Origin of the sequence: Flagellimonas oceanensis, assembly GCF_003992595.1 — a bacterium.
GTDB lineage: Bacteria > Bacteroidota > Bacteroidia > Flavobacteriales > Flavobacteriaceae > Flagellimonas > Flagellimonas oceanensis.
Genome location: NZ_RZNA01000047.1, coordinates 98,964 through 115,240, shown reverse-complemented (window position 1 = coordinate 115,240; position 16,277 = coordinate 98,964). Strand labels below are relative to the sequence as shown.

Below are 16,277 nucleotides of genomic sequence, written 5' to 3'. Positions count from 1 at the left end.
ATGACTCGAATCACATTAACACTGTGCTTTGCAGCTCTTTTTTCTTGCCAGTCCAAAAATAAAATCGACAGAGAACAAGGGCAACAGGATACTATTATAGAAACAATAGCTAAAGAAGAAGGTGCTTTTAAACCTATTTATGAATCGTTTGATTATCTGATTTTAGGTAAAAAACCAACGGACATTATGGTAATTCAAAGAAGCAAGGCCTCCGATGGCTTTCCCATATACAATCAACTGACCAGTTATGGGGATGATGTGATCATGGGCAAGGATGTAAATTTTGAGGACCTTAGGATTTATAAAAAGTACGCCCCAAAATCCACGTTTGAAGATTATGCCGTAGAAGTCTACGAAGGGAAACTGGCAAACCCTGATTTTTCCACGAATCCAGATGCGAAAAGCTTTATTACCCGTATAAAACAAGGATGTGCCGAAGGTGTCAACTTTGCTGGTCATTATACTTTGATTACTTGGGGATGTGGGTCTCCTTGCCAAACCGGAGTCGTTGTTGATCGCATTTCAGGAAAAATTCATGAGGGACTTTTAACCTCTTTAGGTTTAAAGTTTAAAAAAGACAGCAAACTCGTCATTAAAAATATAGGTGCAATTGACCCGAAGACCAACCTGATAGAAGTTTGTTCATATTGCGAAGTCAAACATGAAATATGGACGGGATCTTCTTTTGAAAAAGTTTATTGAAAAGCCAATCACAACTGACTAAAATCATGTGGGTTATCAAAAATATTACGTCTATTTAGGGTAGTGCAACCATACCTTAAAGATATGAAGGTTTTAATTGTTTACGGTACCGTGGAAGGCCAGACCCGTAAAATTGCGAGGTTTATGGAAAACGTGCTACAAGAAGACGGTCATCAAGTGATAATAGCCAATGCTGTAGAGGAGCCACCTGAACCTGATGATTTTGATGCGGTATTTGTGGGCAGTTCCGTCCATATCCAAAAGTATAATACCTTGATTAGAGACTATGTTCAAGAAAATATTGATACCTTAAATGGTAAACCAAGTGTCTTTTTTTCGGTAAGTATGGCGATGGCCTCCAGCATTGAAGAAGAGCATAATGAAGTTGAACAGATTGCAAAGGACTTTTTAAAAAAGACCCAATGGAACCCAAAAAAGGTTTGGCACATGGCTGGGGCCTTAAAATACACGCAATACAACTATTTTAAAAAGTTGATCATGCGCTCCATTGCAAAGAAGGAAGGTGGATCAGTGGATACCAGTCAAGATCATGAATATACAGACTGGCCAAAAGTAAAGGAACAGGTCTTGAGCTTTATCAATAACATTAAAGAACATAAATAAACACAAATGGACAAGCATAGTTTCGATACACTTTCCCAAGCGGTAAATACACTGACACAAGAGGATGGTTATAAAGAAGATTTTGAAGCGGACGAAACCTGCATCAAAGCATTGTATTCAAAAAAAGAATATCAACCCAGCGATTTAAAGATTACCGCCTCTTATCGTTTTGAAGGGATGACAAACCCAAGTGATGAATCCATAGTATTTACCATTGAGGCAAAAGATGGTACAAAAGGAACCCTGGTAATGTCCTATGGGTCATCCACAGCACAAAATGAGGAACTTATTCAGCAAATTCCATGCGAAAAGAATTGATCACACAAATAGTTTACCGACAGATGAGGGCTGATACAAGAGCCAACCAGTAAGACTGAATCTACTTTTATGGGCCTCTAGCACCGCATGGGGCACCTCTGCACTTTTGAACATGACACAACGGGCGGCCTTGGGCTCAACCAAAAAACTAGAGCCATTCTTTTCAAAAATTTCCAGTTCCCCACCATCGCCGGGTGTCCAACCATCATTCAAATAAATAATCATGGAAATCATGCGGTTGTTTCTACCTTCAAATTGATCTAGATGCTTATCGTAATGTCCACCCGATGGATAGTGGGCCAAATGAAACTCATAACCCGATAAACTCAAATAGCAATAACGGTTAAAGATGTGAATGGTTTCATCCAATAAATCCCAATAGGTCTGCAGCTGGGCATCTCTTTTTCTATCCAACCAATAGGTAAAATCGCCACGTACCATACTATCAATTTGATTATCGGCATGGGCACCGATGCCAGCTTCCTTAAAATTGGGCAGCTTTCCCAGAAAAAAAGATTTGATCTCGGTATACAATTCCTCCCTGAGAAAGTTATCTATAATTACATAATCCTTACTGGAGATATCGTCCATCCAGGACAACCAATCCTCCAAATCGTAGTAGGCGTTCAATGTTTCAAAAATCTGGGCGAATGTAGAAATTTTTTAAAAACGGAAATCATTTTTTTCATTCGCTCCTGAAAAAGCTAACTTTGAGATGGATCAATTCAAATTTTCAATGATACTTTTCTTCGGAACAAGACCCGGCAAAAAGGAAACCAAGTTACTGAACCATGTCTCCTGCTCCCATTGTGGGCAGAGTGGGACGATTACTGCGGTAGCTCAACCCAATTATGCCCATTTGTTCTGGATTCCCCTTTTTACCATTAACAATATCCGCTACGCCGAATGTTCGCATTGCAAAAAAGTGTATTACAAAGAGGATTTTACCCCTGAAATGGAGCGGGCCCTATCCGCATAAAAAAACGGCCAGGAAAATCCCGACCGCATTTCTTTCAGGTTCAAAAATGGTTAGATATCGAACCGAAGGCCCAGTGAAATATTATTCTGTTTTACATCCGCATCTTTAAAAATCGGATTCAGGTCATATTTTAAGTAAAGCAGTACACCATCAAAACCCATATAACCGCTCACCCCATAGATTAGGTCGCTACTGTTGTAATCCCGCTTAAGTTTATCCTTTACATTGTCACCATCACGGTTGTATTTCAATTTTTGACGTGTACCCAAGCTAAAGCCTCCGTATCCTCCAAAACCTAACCTAAACTGATCTCTTATAGAGTAGCGTATCCTTCGTTCCGTTTTATTTAAGCGAGAGGGACCAACCTCAAAATGAACCGGGAATACAAGATTGTCCATTCGAAACTTGGATTTATCCAAATCGTACTCAAATTCCTGCAACACGGTTTGACCATCTTCCTGCACAAATATTCTATTCCCATCGGGTTTCAATCCATTGAACTGAAACGAAAACCCATAGTTAAAACGCAACCAATTCGATTGCTTGAACACTCTGGTACGCCATTGCCAGCCCATTTCGAAAAAGCGGCTCCCCCCAATTTTATATGGGGAATCGGAAAGTGACCGCCCCTCAACCAACGCATTGTTCAACCCAACGGCCATTACAAAATCGGAATAGGTGCGTCTATCGTATTTGATTTCCCTCTTATTGCGTCTGGGATTAAAGGTAATGGCAGGTTTTCCGTCTATGAAAAGATCAAGCCTCATCCTATCCCCATAAATAGTATCTATTTCACTCAATGTCAGCACATCACCCTGGTTTCGCTCCAACAATGCGATTCTGTTCTCGATGATGGCAACACGATTTTCAATGTTCAAGGCTCTTTGCTTGGCCACTTCTTCTTTTAAAATACGGGCTTCATTTTCAGAAATGTCCCCATCTTCCAAACGCTGGTTGATGTCTCTCACTTCCACTTTAAGAGCTTCTTTCTCTTGCTCCACTATGCGCTGCTTTTCAACCTTCAACGCCTCGATTTTCTTTTGATAGTCCTCTTGCCCAAATGCTACTTGGGAAACCAAGAACAGGAATAAAACTGCTGAATAAAATGTAATTGTTTTCATGATTGTTTTGGATTATAAACCTCCCTCCCTCCTGCCCAAGAGGACAGGAAGTTGCAGAAGGTTTGACTTGATTGATGAATAATTTTATTGATTTCGGTCTGCCACAGCGGTACGTAGTTTAAGGTATCCTGACTTTAAGGCATCAAAGATTTGATCTCTGAACGATTCGTCCAGTTCATCCTCCACTTCGGCCAATAATGACATAGCGTCCACGGAACCGCCATCGGCAAATAATTTATCTGTTAAAATCTGTCGTTGTGCCGCTCGTAAAAGGGAATCCACTTCAGCATCGGTAACATCTTGCTTTGCATCTTCCATGACTTGGACCTGAGCGACCACTTCTTCCACCTTTTGTGCAATCAACTTATCCGAATTTATTTGGATTTCGTCTTGCAAAGGCTCATTGACTTGTTGTTCGGCAACGGCTGTATTGGAATTCGCTTTTTGAAACTGACTGGCATCCTTTGGCTCTATGAACTCAACCTCTGCTTCAGCCACCTCGGTTTCCATCTCTGGAACTAGTTCTTTTTCTTCGTTTTTTACAGCCTTTACATCGGATGCTTCCTGTGTTTCAGATTCCACAACCTGTGGTTCATTTATCGCTGCATTTTGACTTGTGAAAAAGAAAACAGATACCAGCACAATCCCCACAACGCTTGCGGCTATGGCATAGGGAAACCATGCATTTCTTTTTCTTGGCACTGGTTCTTTTACTTGCGGGGCAATCTTGTCCCATGCTCCTTTGGATGGTGCAAAGGTTCGCTCCTCCAGTTTCTCCTTGATATGTTTTTCGAGTTTATCCATACCCTTTATTTTTTATTCGCCGAATGTGATTTGGGGGACATTCCCTTTAAATTTAAATTCTCTTGAAGCATCTTTCTAGCCTTGAACAATTGTGACTTTGAGGTACCCTCCGAAATCTCCAACATGTCGGCAATCTCTTTATGGCCATACCCTTCGATAGCATACAGCAAGAAAACCGCTTTGTAGCCCTCCGGAAGTTCATCGATGAGATGTTGCACATACTCCACATCCAAAATTCCATCATCGGCAATAGCAACTTGTCCACTAACTTCCACCGCTTCGTCGTCATAGACGACAAACTGCCTCTTGCGCAAATATGAAATACTTTCCCGTACCATGATTGTTCTGATCCAACCTTCAAAACTCCCTTTATGTTGATATGAACTTAAATGGTTGAAGACCTTTACAAAACCGTGGATCATCACATCCTCCGCAAAATGAAGGTCCTTGATGTACTGCCTGCAAACCCCCAGCATTTTGGGCGAAAACTTATCGTACAACAACCGCTGGGCCTGTTGGTCCCCTTTGATCGATTTTTTGATCAATTGTTTTTCGTTGCTATGTAGCGTGATGATCTTCAACAGTTTGGTTTACAAATGTGCTTCTATTTTAATAGACGGGATTTAAACAGGAATAGTTGCCTGAAAATATAAATTTTCAGGCAACACATTAATATTCAGTATTTTAAATTTTTATTTTTTACGGTCCACCACGTAGTTGACCATTAGTGTGAGGGCACTTTTATACTCGGAATCGGGGTAATTGTCCAAAATAGCCAAAGCTTCATCCTTAAACTCCAACATTTTGACCACGGCATAATCGAGTCCGCCTTTTTCCTTAACGTACTCGATTACTTCCTTAACCCGTTTTTTGTTTTTGTTGTGTTTTTTGATGGAGTTGATCAACCATTTTTTCTTTTCCTTGTCGCTATTGTTCAAGGCATAGATCAAAGGCAGGGTCATTTTTTGTTCCTTGATATCGATTCCCGTAGGTTTTCCGATTTTCTCCGCTCCGTAATCAAAAAGGTCATCCTTTATTTGAAAGGCCATTCCACAAAGCTCTCCGAACTTCCTGAAGGTTTCCACTTCTTCGGAATCGGGTCGTACGGAACAAGCTCCCATACTGCAACAGGCGGCAATCAAAGTTGCGGTTTTCTGTCGGATAATGTCGTAGTACACCTCTTCCGTAATATCCAGCAGTCGTGCTTTTTCAATCTGAAGCAATTCCCCTTCGCTCATATCACGGACGGCATTGGAAATAATGTGAAGTAAATCGTAGTCCCTGTTTTCCAAGGAGACCAAAAGTCCTTTGGAGAATAGAAAATCGCCGACCAAAACGGCTATTTTGTTCTTCCACAGCGCATTGATAGAGAAGAAACCCCGGCGCTTGTTGCTATCGTCCACCACATCGTCGTGCACTAAACTAGCGGTATGTATCAATTCGATGATGGAAGCTCCCGTATAAGTTCGTTCATGCACTTCGCCATTTAACAATTTGGCGGTTAAAAAAACGAACATGGGCCGCATTTGCTTACCCTTTCTGTTAACAATGTAGTAGGTAATTCTATTGAACAATGCAACCTTGGAGGACATGGATTTGAGGAATTTTTCCTCAAAAAGCTGCATCTCATTTTCTATGGGTTCCCTTATCTGCGAAACGATTTTCAACGTAACGGTGCGGTGTTTGGTTTTGAAGCTATAAAAGTAGGGAAAATGGAAGAGTTGTAGGAATGAAATCGAAAGTTTAAGATACCGGTCCAAAACTATCGATGATTTACAGGGAATGTTATTTTGGGTTGAGGGTTGAGGGTTGAGGGTTGAGGGTTGAGGAAAAAACTAATTTTACACAACTCCTATCTCCTGTCTCCTAAAAAATTTAGCTTTTATTCGCTAGCTGTCCGCAAGCGGCATCAATATCCTTTCCTCGAGACCTACGTATGGTCACGGTAATGCCATTTCGTTCCAAAGTCTTCTGGTACATTTCAATAGCGCCATCAGGAGCTTGTTGAAACTCACCATCATCAATGGGGTTGTACTCAATAATATTCACTTTTGATGGGGCAAACTTGCAGAACCTTACCAAAGCATCCGCAGCTTCTTGGGTATCATTAATACCTTTCCAAACCACATATTCGTAGGTAATTCTGTTTTTGGTCTTGCTGTACCAATATTCCAACGCTTCACGAAGGTCTTTCAGTGGAAATGTGGAATTGAACGGCATAATGGAGGTGCGTACCTCATCTATGGCGGAATGCAGGGAGACGGCCAAACCGAACTTTACCTCTTCATCGGCCATTTTCTTGATTATCTTGGGCACTCCCGAAGTGGACACTATAATTCTCTTGGGAGACATCCCCAATCCCTCAGGGGAAGTGATTTTATCAATAGCCTTCAAAACGTTATTGTAGTTCATCAACGGTTCTCCCATGCCCATGAAAACGATATTGCTCAAGGGCCTGTCAAAATACAAACGGCTCTCATTGTCTATGGCCACCACTTGATCATAAATCTCATCAGGATTCAGGTTACGCATACGTTTTAAGCGTGCGGTAGCACAAAATCTGCAATCCAAACTACAGCCTACTTGACTGGATACGCAGGCTGTGGTTCGCGTTTCGGTGGGAATTAAAACGGATTCCACTACCAATCCATCATGTAAGCGAACTGCATTTTTTATAGTCCCATCAGAACTACGCTGCATTTGATCTACCCGAATATGATTGATGACAAAATTGTCTTCCAACATTTTACGGGTCTCCTTGGAGATATTGGTCATGGCATCAAAATCGTGTGCCGATTTCTGCCACAACCACTCATAGACCTGGTTGCCACGGAATGCCTTATCGCCCTGCTCCACAAAAAAATTGCGAAGTTGTTCCTTGGTCAATGCACGTATGTCCTTTTTTTTGATTTCCACTTCTTAAAGATAAGCAAGAAAAAATCCCGCCGGCCAGTATAGCAAACGGGATTTATCTTCTTTAAAATATTGTTTTTACAGAATCAACATCGCATCCCCGTAGGAATAGAAACGATAGCCTTCCAAAATTGCCTGCTTGTATGCTTTTTTGATCAAATCGTGACCTGCAAATGCAGAGACCATCATCAACAAGGTTGATTTTGGCAAGTGGAAGTTCGTGATCATGCAGTTGGCAATACTGAATTCATATGGAGGAAAGATGAACTTATTGGTCCATCCCTCGAAGGTGTTCAATGTATGCTCGGAAGATACCGCACTTTCCAATCCACGCATAACCGTTGTACCCACTGCACAAACTTTTCTTTTGTTTGATTTCGCGTTGTTTACGATTTCAGTTGCTTTTTCATCTATGACCAACTCTTCGCTATCCATTTTGTGTTTGGACAGATCTTCCACTTCAACCGGGTTAAAGGTTCCCAAGCCTACGTGAAGGGTCACTTCCGCAAAGTTGATTCCTTTGATCTCCAAACGCTTCAACAAATGCTTGGAAAAGTGTAGTCCGGCAGTCGGTGCAGCAACAGCACCTTCGTGCTTGGCATAAATGGTCTGGTAACGCTCCTCATCATCCGGGGTAACGTCTCTTTTAATATATTTTGGAAGTGGAGTCTCTCCCAATTCCCTTAGCTTTCTTCTAAAATCGGTATACGACCCATCGTAAAGAAAACGCAATGTTCTCCCCCGGGATGTGGTATTGTCAATTACCTCGGCCACCAAGCTCTCATCTTCTCCAAAATAAAGTTTGTTTCCAATTCTGATTTTTCTGGCTGGATCCACCAAAACATCCCAAAGGCGCTGTTCTTGGTTGAGCTCGCGCAACAAGAACACCTCGATTCTAGCTCCGGTTTTTTCCTTGTTACCAAAAAGTCTTGCAGGAAACACCTTGGTATTGTTCAAGACCATCACATCGTCTTCGTCAAAATAATCAACCAGGTCTTTGAACATTTTATGTTCAATTTTTCCGCTGTCACGGTGAACCACCATCAGTTTGGATTCGTCCCTGTGTTCTGCAGGGTATTCTGCCAATAACTCTTTAGGCAATTCAAAATTGAAGTTTGATAATTTCATGTGGACTTTTTTTCGATTTTTTTAAAGAGGGGCAAATATACAACCTCGCGATAGCGGATGTCAAGTAATTTAATGATTAAATGTGGATTACAGTTCCTCGATACCAAATCCAAGGGTCTTTAGGTCCTTCCAAAAATCGGGGTAGGACTTGGACACTACCTCGGCATCGTTCACAATGAATACTGCTTTTAAGGCCAGTGGGCCAAAGGCCATCGCCATTCTGTGGTCATTGTAGGTATCCACCGAAACACCGCCATTGAGTTGCTTTTGGGCTGTGAGGGTTAAACTTTCACAATCAATATCCACAGTGGCCCCAAACTTACCCAATTCGGTCTGTAAGGCAGCCAAACGGTCGGTTTCCTTAATCGGTAACGTGTGCAATCCGGTGAGATGGCATCCTATACCCAATCCCAAACAAGTTACTGCAATGGTCTGTGCGATATCAGGGGCATTGGAAAGATCGTACTCCAAATGATTTGATTGGACTCCCGCTGTTTTTTTGAGGAGAATTGTGTTGTTTGAAAAAACGGTCTCTACTCCAAAATCCTTATAGATGTCGGCCAAAACACTGTCTCCTTGCAATGAATTTTGCTTGTAGGAAGACAATTGTATTTCCGTCCCCACTTCGCACATGGCGGCAATACTGTAAAAATAACTCGCCGAGCTCCAATCTGATTCGACTACCAAGGTTGTATTTTCCACAGCTTTTTTCGGAGCAACCTTGATTTTATTTCCTTCAAAAGAGGTTTCCACACCTATTTGTTCCAAAAGGGCCAGGGTCATTTTTATGTAGGGGACCGATGTGATCTTCCCAATCAATTCCAGTTCCAATCCATTTTCCAAACTGGGAGCTACCAACAACAATGCGGAAATATATTGACTGCTGATATTCGCGGGAAGGGAAACTTGGCTTTTTTTGAGTTTTTTTCCAGTTATTTTCAGGGGTGGATAACCCACTTCCTTTTCATATTGAATATCGGCCCCGAGTGATTGTAGTGCTTCCACCAATACTTTTATGGGTCGCTCCTGCATACGTTGTGACCCCGTAAGTGTAACCTGCTTTCCTTCTTGCGAAGCAAAATACCCGGTCAAAAATCGCATGGCGGTACCAGCGTGATGGATGTCCACCTCTCCCGTTGATTTTGCCAAGCCTTTTTGCATTACCTCCCCATCATCGGAATTGGAAAGATTCTCAATTTTAATATTGGGAAAAAGCGCCTGCAACAAAAGGGAGCGATTGGTTTCACTTTTGGAACCTGTGATCGCAATGGCTTTTTGTATTTTTTTATCGTTGGGCGAGGAAAGCTGGAGTCTCAAAGCTGTTCGGTTTGTATGAATTGTCAAAACTAGAAAAAACGGACTTAATGTCCCTTTAGGCAGGCAACTTTATTTAAGCTTTTTGTTATTTTGATGGCGGTCGTGGTCGCGTTCGGTCTTTATATCCAACTTTTTGTCGAACGCTTCCTGTAAATCTATCCCTGTTTGGTTCGCTAAGCAAAGTACCACAAAAACCACGTCTGCAAGCTCTTCGCCCAAATCCTTGGCCTTATCAGATTCCTTTTCGCTCTGTTCGCCATAACGCCTTGCGATGATACGCGCCACCTCTCCTACTTCTTCGGTAAGTTGGGCCATATTGGTAAGTTCATTAAAATAACGGACCCCATGGTTTTTAATCCACTCGTCTACGGCTTTTTGTGCGTTTTCTATGTTCACCCTAACAGTTTTTATGATTTGAACACAAAGGTAAGCACAACTGACTTATTCCTTTTCAAGAACAATGTAACTCTTGTTCTGTAAAGTGACCGCATCTTCAAAGAACTTCCTAATATATGCATATCCCTCACTAGTATAATGGGTGGATTTGAGCTGCAAGGTATATTGCACCATGATTTCACCTTGATTTTCAGTGCAATTGAACCTTAAAACCCCACTGTTCTCTGGAAGCCCCAAAAAACTGGGCTCCGGAATCTCCTTAACCTTATAGCCTTCCGGAACATCTATACTGGCGTAATACCTATAGGATCTTAGGTAACCAAAGTCCACTGGATAATATCTTTTTTCGGCTACGAAGGGATTGCTGTTGAAAAAACGTATGGCAAACGGGTTGAAATACACTGTTGGAGTGTTACTCAATCCTTCCATTTCGAAAGTGAAGTGTTCCACCAGTTTCTTATCACCTGACTGTTCAGCATCCAGTTCATATTCTTCAATATAAAAATCACCGTAAGCAGCATCTTCAATTTCATTCAGATAGTCCTCCTTGGTTTTGGAACTGATTTGGTCCCTTTTTGACAATGCCTCATATCCCATGGAAATATCATCGTAGTTTCCCGTGACAAGACCATTGTCAAGGTCGAGTTCCATTTGAATACGTACGCTCCTGCTATTTCTGTTTTCTGGAACAATGTCATACCAATAGCTTTCCCCTTTCAAATCCATGACCCTCCCATAGTAATTCAAGCACCGATAGGGCAACATACCAAAGGATAGATTTTTTTCCGTAGCATCCAACAAATACGTATCATCGTCAATATTTGCTTTGGCCACCAGGTAATTGAAATCGGTCATGACCGGATGTGTTTTTTTGGGCAATCCATTGTTGCGTGTGGAAAGTACCATCATTTCGGCATCTATGCCTGCCGAGTTCAATAGGTTGATAAGGGTAATGTTGATTTCCGCAACATTGCCTTTGCGCTCATCGAAAGCCTCTTTAACCCTATTGTCCCAAAAGATTCCGTAATCTCCATTCCAAGTGTAATAGTCCTTCACAAACTGATAGATTTTTTTTGCCCTCTCAATTTTACTACCAGGACTATTGGTCAATTGGGCAGGAACATTACGTTCAAAAAAGTTTTCTTTTTTGAGTTGCCTCCCTAAATCTTTGTCCGCTTTGAATTCCCTGTCTACATCTTTCCATGTTTTGGTATACCGATTGATTGAACCATCGAAACTCAGGTGTTCGGACAACTCGAATTCCAACGCAGAACGATAATTTTTGGGGGATAACATAAAACTTTCCCCCTCCTTGAATGCTGGCACATCTTTCATGACATACTTCAAGACTTCACAATCCGCTGCTTCAGATGATCTGGGAATGTAGAAACAGTCTTTTTTTATGGTCGCATCGTTAACATCTAGATTCAATTTTCCCTTTAGTGTACGATTATACTTGTAATTTCCGGGAATCTCAGCATTGTATTCGGTATATACCTTTGGTATACTCTCTTGAAACTTCCATCCATTCAGATTGTGGAAAAATGGTGATTGAATCTCATAAACATATTCCAAAATAGAGCCTTCCTGAACGTTTGGAAAAGTAAACCGTTTATCCGACCATCTTTCGTTCAAGTCTGTTTCAAAAATCTCCTCTTGCCGCAGACTGTGTTTTACCGTTCCGTTGTGGGTAATTGCCCTGATTTTGTCCACTGTTTCCCGGGCATTGTCGGAATGGTAATAAGGAATTGAGATGTTTGCCTCTGAAATCCCTTGTTTGTCCAAGATTTTTATCTTGGCATGATATTCCTTGATAAGCCAAACATAATTACCTCTGATCTCAAAGGAATTATCCCCCTTTTCATAAAGATATACCGCATGCGCAGTGGTATCTTTTTGATAAGTTTTGAATTCAGATTCAAAAGGGGTCAGCTTGCCAAATTCATGTTCCTGGGCAAAAACCAGTGTGGCATTGAACAAAACCAAGAGTACAATTACTTTTTTCATTTTATACTGTCTAAGATTTTGTCAAAACAATCTTTTCAGACTCCTTATCGACAATATGTCGATAAAATTCTTTGAGGTCAGCATAGTAAAACGCCGGAATCACAGGGCTATTAAGTGCCGTTTCTATTCGTGCATTGATGACCTCCCCGTTGGCCGAAATGTTATATCTAAACTGTCCCATATTTTCAGGCAACACCACCGCTATAGGTTCAGGAATGGATTCAACGGTGTATCCTTCTGGGATTTTAATTGAAATCATATATTTATCTTCCCATGGATAGCCGTAATCTACAGGAAATTCCCTTTTTTCCATTTTGAAAGGATTTACCCTTGTGGCCAAATGAAACATAGGGGATAGATAAAGTTTACCTCCTATTACCTCATAAGCAGCCTCTTTTTTAAATTCATAGGATTGTACAATGGGTTTTGATAGCTCTTCAATATTCTGTAAATCAAAACCTGATATTTCCATATCACTATTTTTCTCCAAATTGTCCAAATATGATTCTTCGGATCCTTCTGTATAGCCATTCCTAAAAGCAAATGCGTTATTGGCCGTGTATTGTTGTCTATACTTTCCCGCTATCGATCCGTCTTCATCTAGGTGTACATTCATCATCACAGCATCCAAAGATTTGGATTTGGGCATTAAGCTTACTTGACTGGAACTGTCATCATCGCGAATCAATCTGCCAAACCAATTCAAAGCACGTGTCGGCAAAACATCTGGCATTGCATTTTTTTCAGTAGCATCAAATAATATCAGATCATTTTGGATCTCAAGACCAGCAACCACGTAATTGAACCCATTTCTGGTGGGGAACAGAGGTATGCCATGCGATCTGGTACTAACCAAAATTGGATTTGCATTGAGACCTGCATATTTGAACATAGCGATGAGCATCAGATTGATCTCGGCCACATTCCCGGTGCCTTCCTTATAAGCTTTTCTCACACCTTGACTACATCCCACACCTGTATAACCATCCCAGTTCATTTTGGATTTCACATACTGAAAAATAGCCATTGCCTTTTCCGAATAGGATGATAAGCCTGATATCAACTGATCAATATCATCATCAAAATAATTATCCTTGTTCAACTCTCCTCCAAAATCATCATAATTGTAAATGGTCTTAGCAACATCCTCCCAAGTTGTGCTATAATGTTTAAAAACTTGATTGGGAAAATTTGTAGAAGCGAGCTCAAACTGAATGGCGGTTCTGTAATTATCAATATTGCTCGTGTACTTCTCTTCCAATAAGGCGGGCAAATCGGATGCTGATATATTATACACGTTCTCAATCAAATCAAGACTGCTGTTTTTCTGAGTATTGCTGGAAAACTTTGAGACCTTAAGCGTCCTGTTGTCTTTAGTCTGTGTAAAATCAATGGGATGAAAACCTCTACTATATTGTTTAAAGACAAAGTACTCCGGAATATCCAATCGTACTTTCACGTAATCCACAGGAATATCATATTGCAGCTTAAATTCATCGATGTACCAATACAATGGGGAGTTGACTTCATATTTGATATCCAACACACTGCCTTCATGCACTTCCGGCATAGTAATGGACGCCCTCTTTCTGTATTTATTAACGTCTTCCTTGAAAACTCCGTCCTTCTTAAGTTTTTGACTTACCACTTTTCCATTCTCCAAATTAAACGTGTAACCTTTTACTCCGTGTATGGTTTCATTTTCACTTTCCCCAAGATAAAGGGGAACCTGCAACGTTGCCCAATCAAATCCCTCTTTATTATATATTTTAATGCGATAGTGCACTTCACGGATAAGGGACCAACCTTTGTTATATTGATAATCGTACCACACCCTTTCTTCCTTGTGGAGAATAGCAGCATTGGCCTCGGGGTAAGTGGCATGCTCTGTTGCAGCCACTTCTTCCTTGGATACCTTTCCAAATTTGATCTCATTGGAGCTAACTACTTGTTGTACCAGCAATAGCAGAAAAAACAGCCTTAATTTCATGATTCTTTTTTACTTAGAACGATTTTGGAATTATCATATCTAGCGACTTTCTTTCTGAAGTCACGATAGAGTTTATAGTCTTCTTTGGGATATTCTCCCGATTTTATCAAAAGTCTTCTTTTATATACAAGAACCCCTGGTTCCAAGGGCTCAATGGAAATAGTATAGGTCCCAAATTTGGTTTCCTCCTTGACAGGTAGCATCCAGGTTTCAGGGACGTATCCTTCCGGAAGGTGTACAATGAACTCATCCTCATCCAAGTAACCACGTTTTATTACCAGTGGCCTTTTTCTATTTCTAGACCTATCTGGCACCCCATAATTACGGTTTGCCACATTGGCCACCAACAATAATTTGTCTCCGGCAGTGCTCAAATAGTTCTCCACACTGATGGTTACCTCTTCAACAAACTCAATATTGTTGGCATCGTTTTGGTATTTGACCTCATCCAATCTCAAGTTCTGCACGTAACTCCAGTATGATTTATAGAATTCCTCCTGTTCTGATTTGGTATTACCGGTTCTCCAGTACTTGTTATCGTATTGGAATCCCTTTGAAAGGATCTTTACCTTCCCTTTTATATTATTCCCTTCTACAATGTGGAATTCCGCTTTGGTAGATTGATAATTTTCTTCATCCAAATAGGCTTTTGTCCTGACCAACTCACCTCCTTGGGGAGTCACTTTCAAAACATTTCGATTATCGGTAAACGTCCCCAAATAATTGACCGGTGTTTTTTGGCTGGTACATTCCAACCAAACCTCTTCCTCATCCAGCGGCACATTCAAAAACACGTGGTTTCCCTGCATGGACGGAAAGTCTGCATCGAAACTTTTCATTTGTCCACCTGCATGCACCACGGTGTAGTATGATTCCACCCCAACAGCACTTAACAATGCTTTTGTATAATTGGTAAGCCCTTTGCAATCGCCATATTTTACACGATCCACATCAGATGCGCTTATGGGCATCCAACCACCAATTCCCAATTGAACACTTATGTAGCGGGTGTTTTCTTGAACGTATTTGTAAACGACCCTAATCTTCTCCAAGGGGTCGGATACTCCTTGCACCAAGTTTTTAACGTATTGAACGGTACCTTCATCCAAATTATCCCGTCCCTCCAAAAGTTCATCGTTCATCCATTTACCAAGTTCTTTCCATGTTGAGGCTCTGCCGTCAACACCTTCAAGATGGAATTGGTCCATTGCAATTTTTACCTGTGGGGCAAAATCGTTAAATGACGGGGACAATGGTTCCGCTTTTATGGCCTTTAGGTTTTTGGCCTTGTATGCAATTGACTTTTCCGTCTGTTTGATCTCAATCTGGTAGGACTCAAAGTTCTCCTCTTTATGCCTGAAAGGTATGCCGCATTCCATAGTAAAGGAAAACTCACTTTTTTCGGTGCTTACCCTATAGTCATCCAAAAAAGCCCAGTTTGGTGCAAAAGCCGTGTTTGGGGTCGTATACTGTTTGACAAATTCAACAGTGTAAGGATACTGTGCAGGGGTGTATCGCATGACCAGAACCCGTGAATCGGAATAAAGGGTTCCACCGTCAATCGCACTTTGGTCCAAAAAGTCCCTTTTCTTGATTTTCTTTATTTCTTCTCCTTGCGCATTGTAAATAATGGCTTCCAACTCGGAGACTTTATCATTCTTTTCGTAAAACGCATAGGCATTGACGTGCTCATTTCCATTCTCGTTGAAAATCGTAACCACTCTCTTACTGGAAACCTCCATCTTATCTTGATCCTCAACGATTACATCCATCTTATCCAATCGGACAACGGCATCAGCATTTTGCCTTACTTCCTTTGGAATGGCATCAACATTATAATTCTGGGAAAATGAGCAATGAAAAAATAAGCCAAGTAGGAATAGAAAATAAAATCGCATTCGTTTATCTGGAAATGGTTAGTTCAGGCAACACTAAAGTGTTTAATTTCTTACAAAAAAGACATTTTTTTCGATAAAAA

The 16,277-nt window shown here is 41.0% G+C and carries 16 protein-coding genes; 4 read left to right on the top strand and 12 right to left on the bottom strand.

The window, feature by feature from the left end:
- The 3 genes from EO132_RS13530 (at position 1) to EO132_RS13520 (ending at position 1,644) form a co-directional block, all read left to right on the top strand.
- The gene (locus EO132_RS13530; protein ID WP_127138375.1) at positions 1-702 is read left to right on the top strand and encodes a hypothetical protein; all 702 of its coding nucleotides are present in this window, start codon (positions 1-3) and stop codon (positions 700-702) included.
- A gap of 84 nt (positions 703-786) precedes the next feature.
- Positions 787-1,326 carry a flavodoxin domain-containing protein gene (locus EO132_RS13525; protein ID WP_127138374.1) on the top strand — a complete coding sequence of 180 codons (540 nt, stop codon included), beginning with the start codon at positions 787-789 and terminating at the stop codon, positions 1,324-1,326.
- Between the two features lie 6 nt (positions 1,327-1,332).
- A complete protein-coding gene (locus EO132_RS13520) occupies positions 1,333-1,644 on the top strand; it encodes a phosphoribosylpyrophosphate synthetase (RefSeq protein WP_127138373.1) in 312 nt (103 codons plus the stop codon).
- On the opposite strand, the gene EO132_RS13515 is transcribed toward EO132_RS13520, so the two are convergent.
- Complete coding sequence (locus tag EO132_RS13515; protein ID WP_235856464.1) at positions 1,645-2,274, bottom strand: 2OG-Fe(II) oxygenase; 630 nt, start codon at positions 2,272-2,274, stop codon at positions 1,645-1,647.
- Positions 2,275-2,380: 106 nt separating this feature from the next.
- Between EO132_RS13515 and EO132_RS13510 the strand changes: the two genes are divergently transcribed.
- Positions 2,381-2,623: a zinc-ribbon domain-containing protein gene (locus EO132_RS13510; protein ID WP_127138372.1), complete on the top strand. Its 243-nt coding sequence runs from the start codon at positions 2,381-2,383 to the stop codon at positions 2,621-2,623.
- 50 nt (positions 2,624-2,673) lie between these two features.
- Here EO132_RS13510 and EO132_RS13505 read toward each other — a convergent pair whose 3' ends face one another.
- The 11 genes from EO132_RS13505 to EO132_RS13455 all read right to left on the bottom strand — a co-directional run bounded on the left by EO132_RS13505 (position 2,674) and on the right by EO132_RS13455 (position 16,197).
- Entirely contained in the window at positions 2,674-3,744 is a 1,071-nt protein-coding gene (locus EO132_RS13505; RefSeq protein WP_127138371.1) for a hypothetical protein, read from the bottom strand.
- 84 nt (positions 3,745-3,828) lie between these two features.
- The gene (locus tag EO132_RS13500) at positions 3,829-4,548 is read right to left on the bottom strand and encodes a hypothetical protein (protein ID WP_127138370.1); all 720 of its coding nucleotides are present in this window, start codon (positions 4,546-4,548) and stop codon (positions 3,829-3,831) included.
- A 5-nt stretch (positions 4,549-4,553) separates the two neighbouring features.
- Positions 4,554-5,129, bottom strand: a complete 576-nt coding sequence (locus EO132_RS13495; protein WP_127138369.1) for an RNA polymerase sigma factor — start codon at positions 5,127-5,129, stop codon at positions 4,554-4,556.
- A gap of 111 nt (positions 5,130-5,240) precedes the next feature.
- Complete coding sequence (locus EO132_RS13490; RefSeq protein ID WP_127138368.1) at positions 5,241-6,215, bottom strand: polyprenyl synthetase family protein; 975 nt, start codon at positions 6,213-6,215, stop codon at positions 5,241-5,243.
- 208 nt (positions 6,216-6,423) lie between these two features.
- Positions 6,424-7,464 carry a dual-specificity RNA methyltransferase RlmN gene (rlmN, locus tag EO132_RS13485; RefSeq protein WP_127138367.1) on the bottom strand — a complete coding sequence of 347 codons (1,041 nt, stop codon included), beginning with the start codon at positions 7,462-7,464 and terminating at the stop codon, positions 6,424-6,426.
- A 75-nt stretch (positions 7,465-7,539) separates the two neighbouring features.
- Positions 7,540-8,589, bottom strand: coding sequence for a tRNA preQ1(34) S-adenosylmethionine ribosyltransferase-isomerase QueA (gene queA, locus EO132_RS13480; protein ID WP_127138366.1), 1,050 nt, complete (start codon positions 8,587-8,589; stop codon positions 7,540-7,542).
- A gap of 87 nt (positions 8,590-8,676) precedes the next feature.
- Positions 8,677-9,906, bottom strand: coding sequence for a 3-phosphoshikimate 1-carboxyvinyltransferase (locus tag EO132_RS13475; RefSeq protein WP_127138365.1), 1,230 nt, complete (start codon positions 9,904-9,906; stop codon positions 8,677-8,679).
- A gap of 69 nt (positions 9,907-9,975) precedes the next feature.
- The gene (locus EO132_RS13470) at positions 9,976-10,302 is read right to left on the bottom strand and encodes a nucleotide pyrophosphohydrolase (RefSeq protein ID WP_127138364.1); all 327 of its coding nucleotides are present in this window, start codon (positions 10,300-10,302) and stop codon (positions 9,976-9,978) included.
- A gap of 45 nt (positions 10,303-10,347) precedes the next feature.
- Positions 10,348-12,309, bottom strand: coding sequence for a transglutaminase family protein (locus EO132_RS13465; RefSeq protein ID WP_127138363.1), 1,962 nt, complete (start codon positions 12,307-12,309; stop codon positions 10,348-10,350).
- 10 nt (positions 12,310-12,319) lie between these two features.
- Positions 12,320-14,299 (bottom strand): DUF3857 domain-containing protein, encoded by a 1,980-nt coding sequence (locus EO132_RS13460; RefSeq protein WP_127138362.1) that lies wholly within the window; start codon positions 14,297-14,299, stop codon positions 12,320-12,322.
- The gene (locus EO132_RS13455) at positions 14,296-16,197 is read right to left on the bottom strand and encodes a DUF3857 domain-containing protein (RefSeq protein WP_127138361.1); all 1,902 of its coding nucleotides are present in this window, start codon (positions 16,195-16,197) and stop codon (positions 14,296-14,298) included. Before EO132_RS13455 ends, EO132_RS13460 begins: the two co-directional genes overlap by 4 nt.
- Between the last annotated feature and the right edge of the window lie 80 nt (positions 16,198-16,277).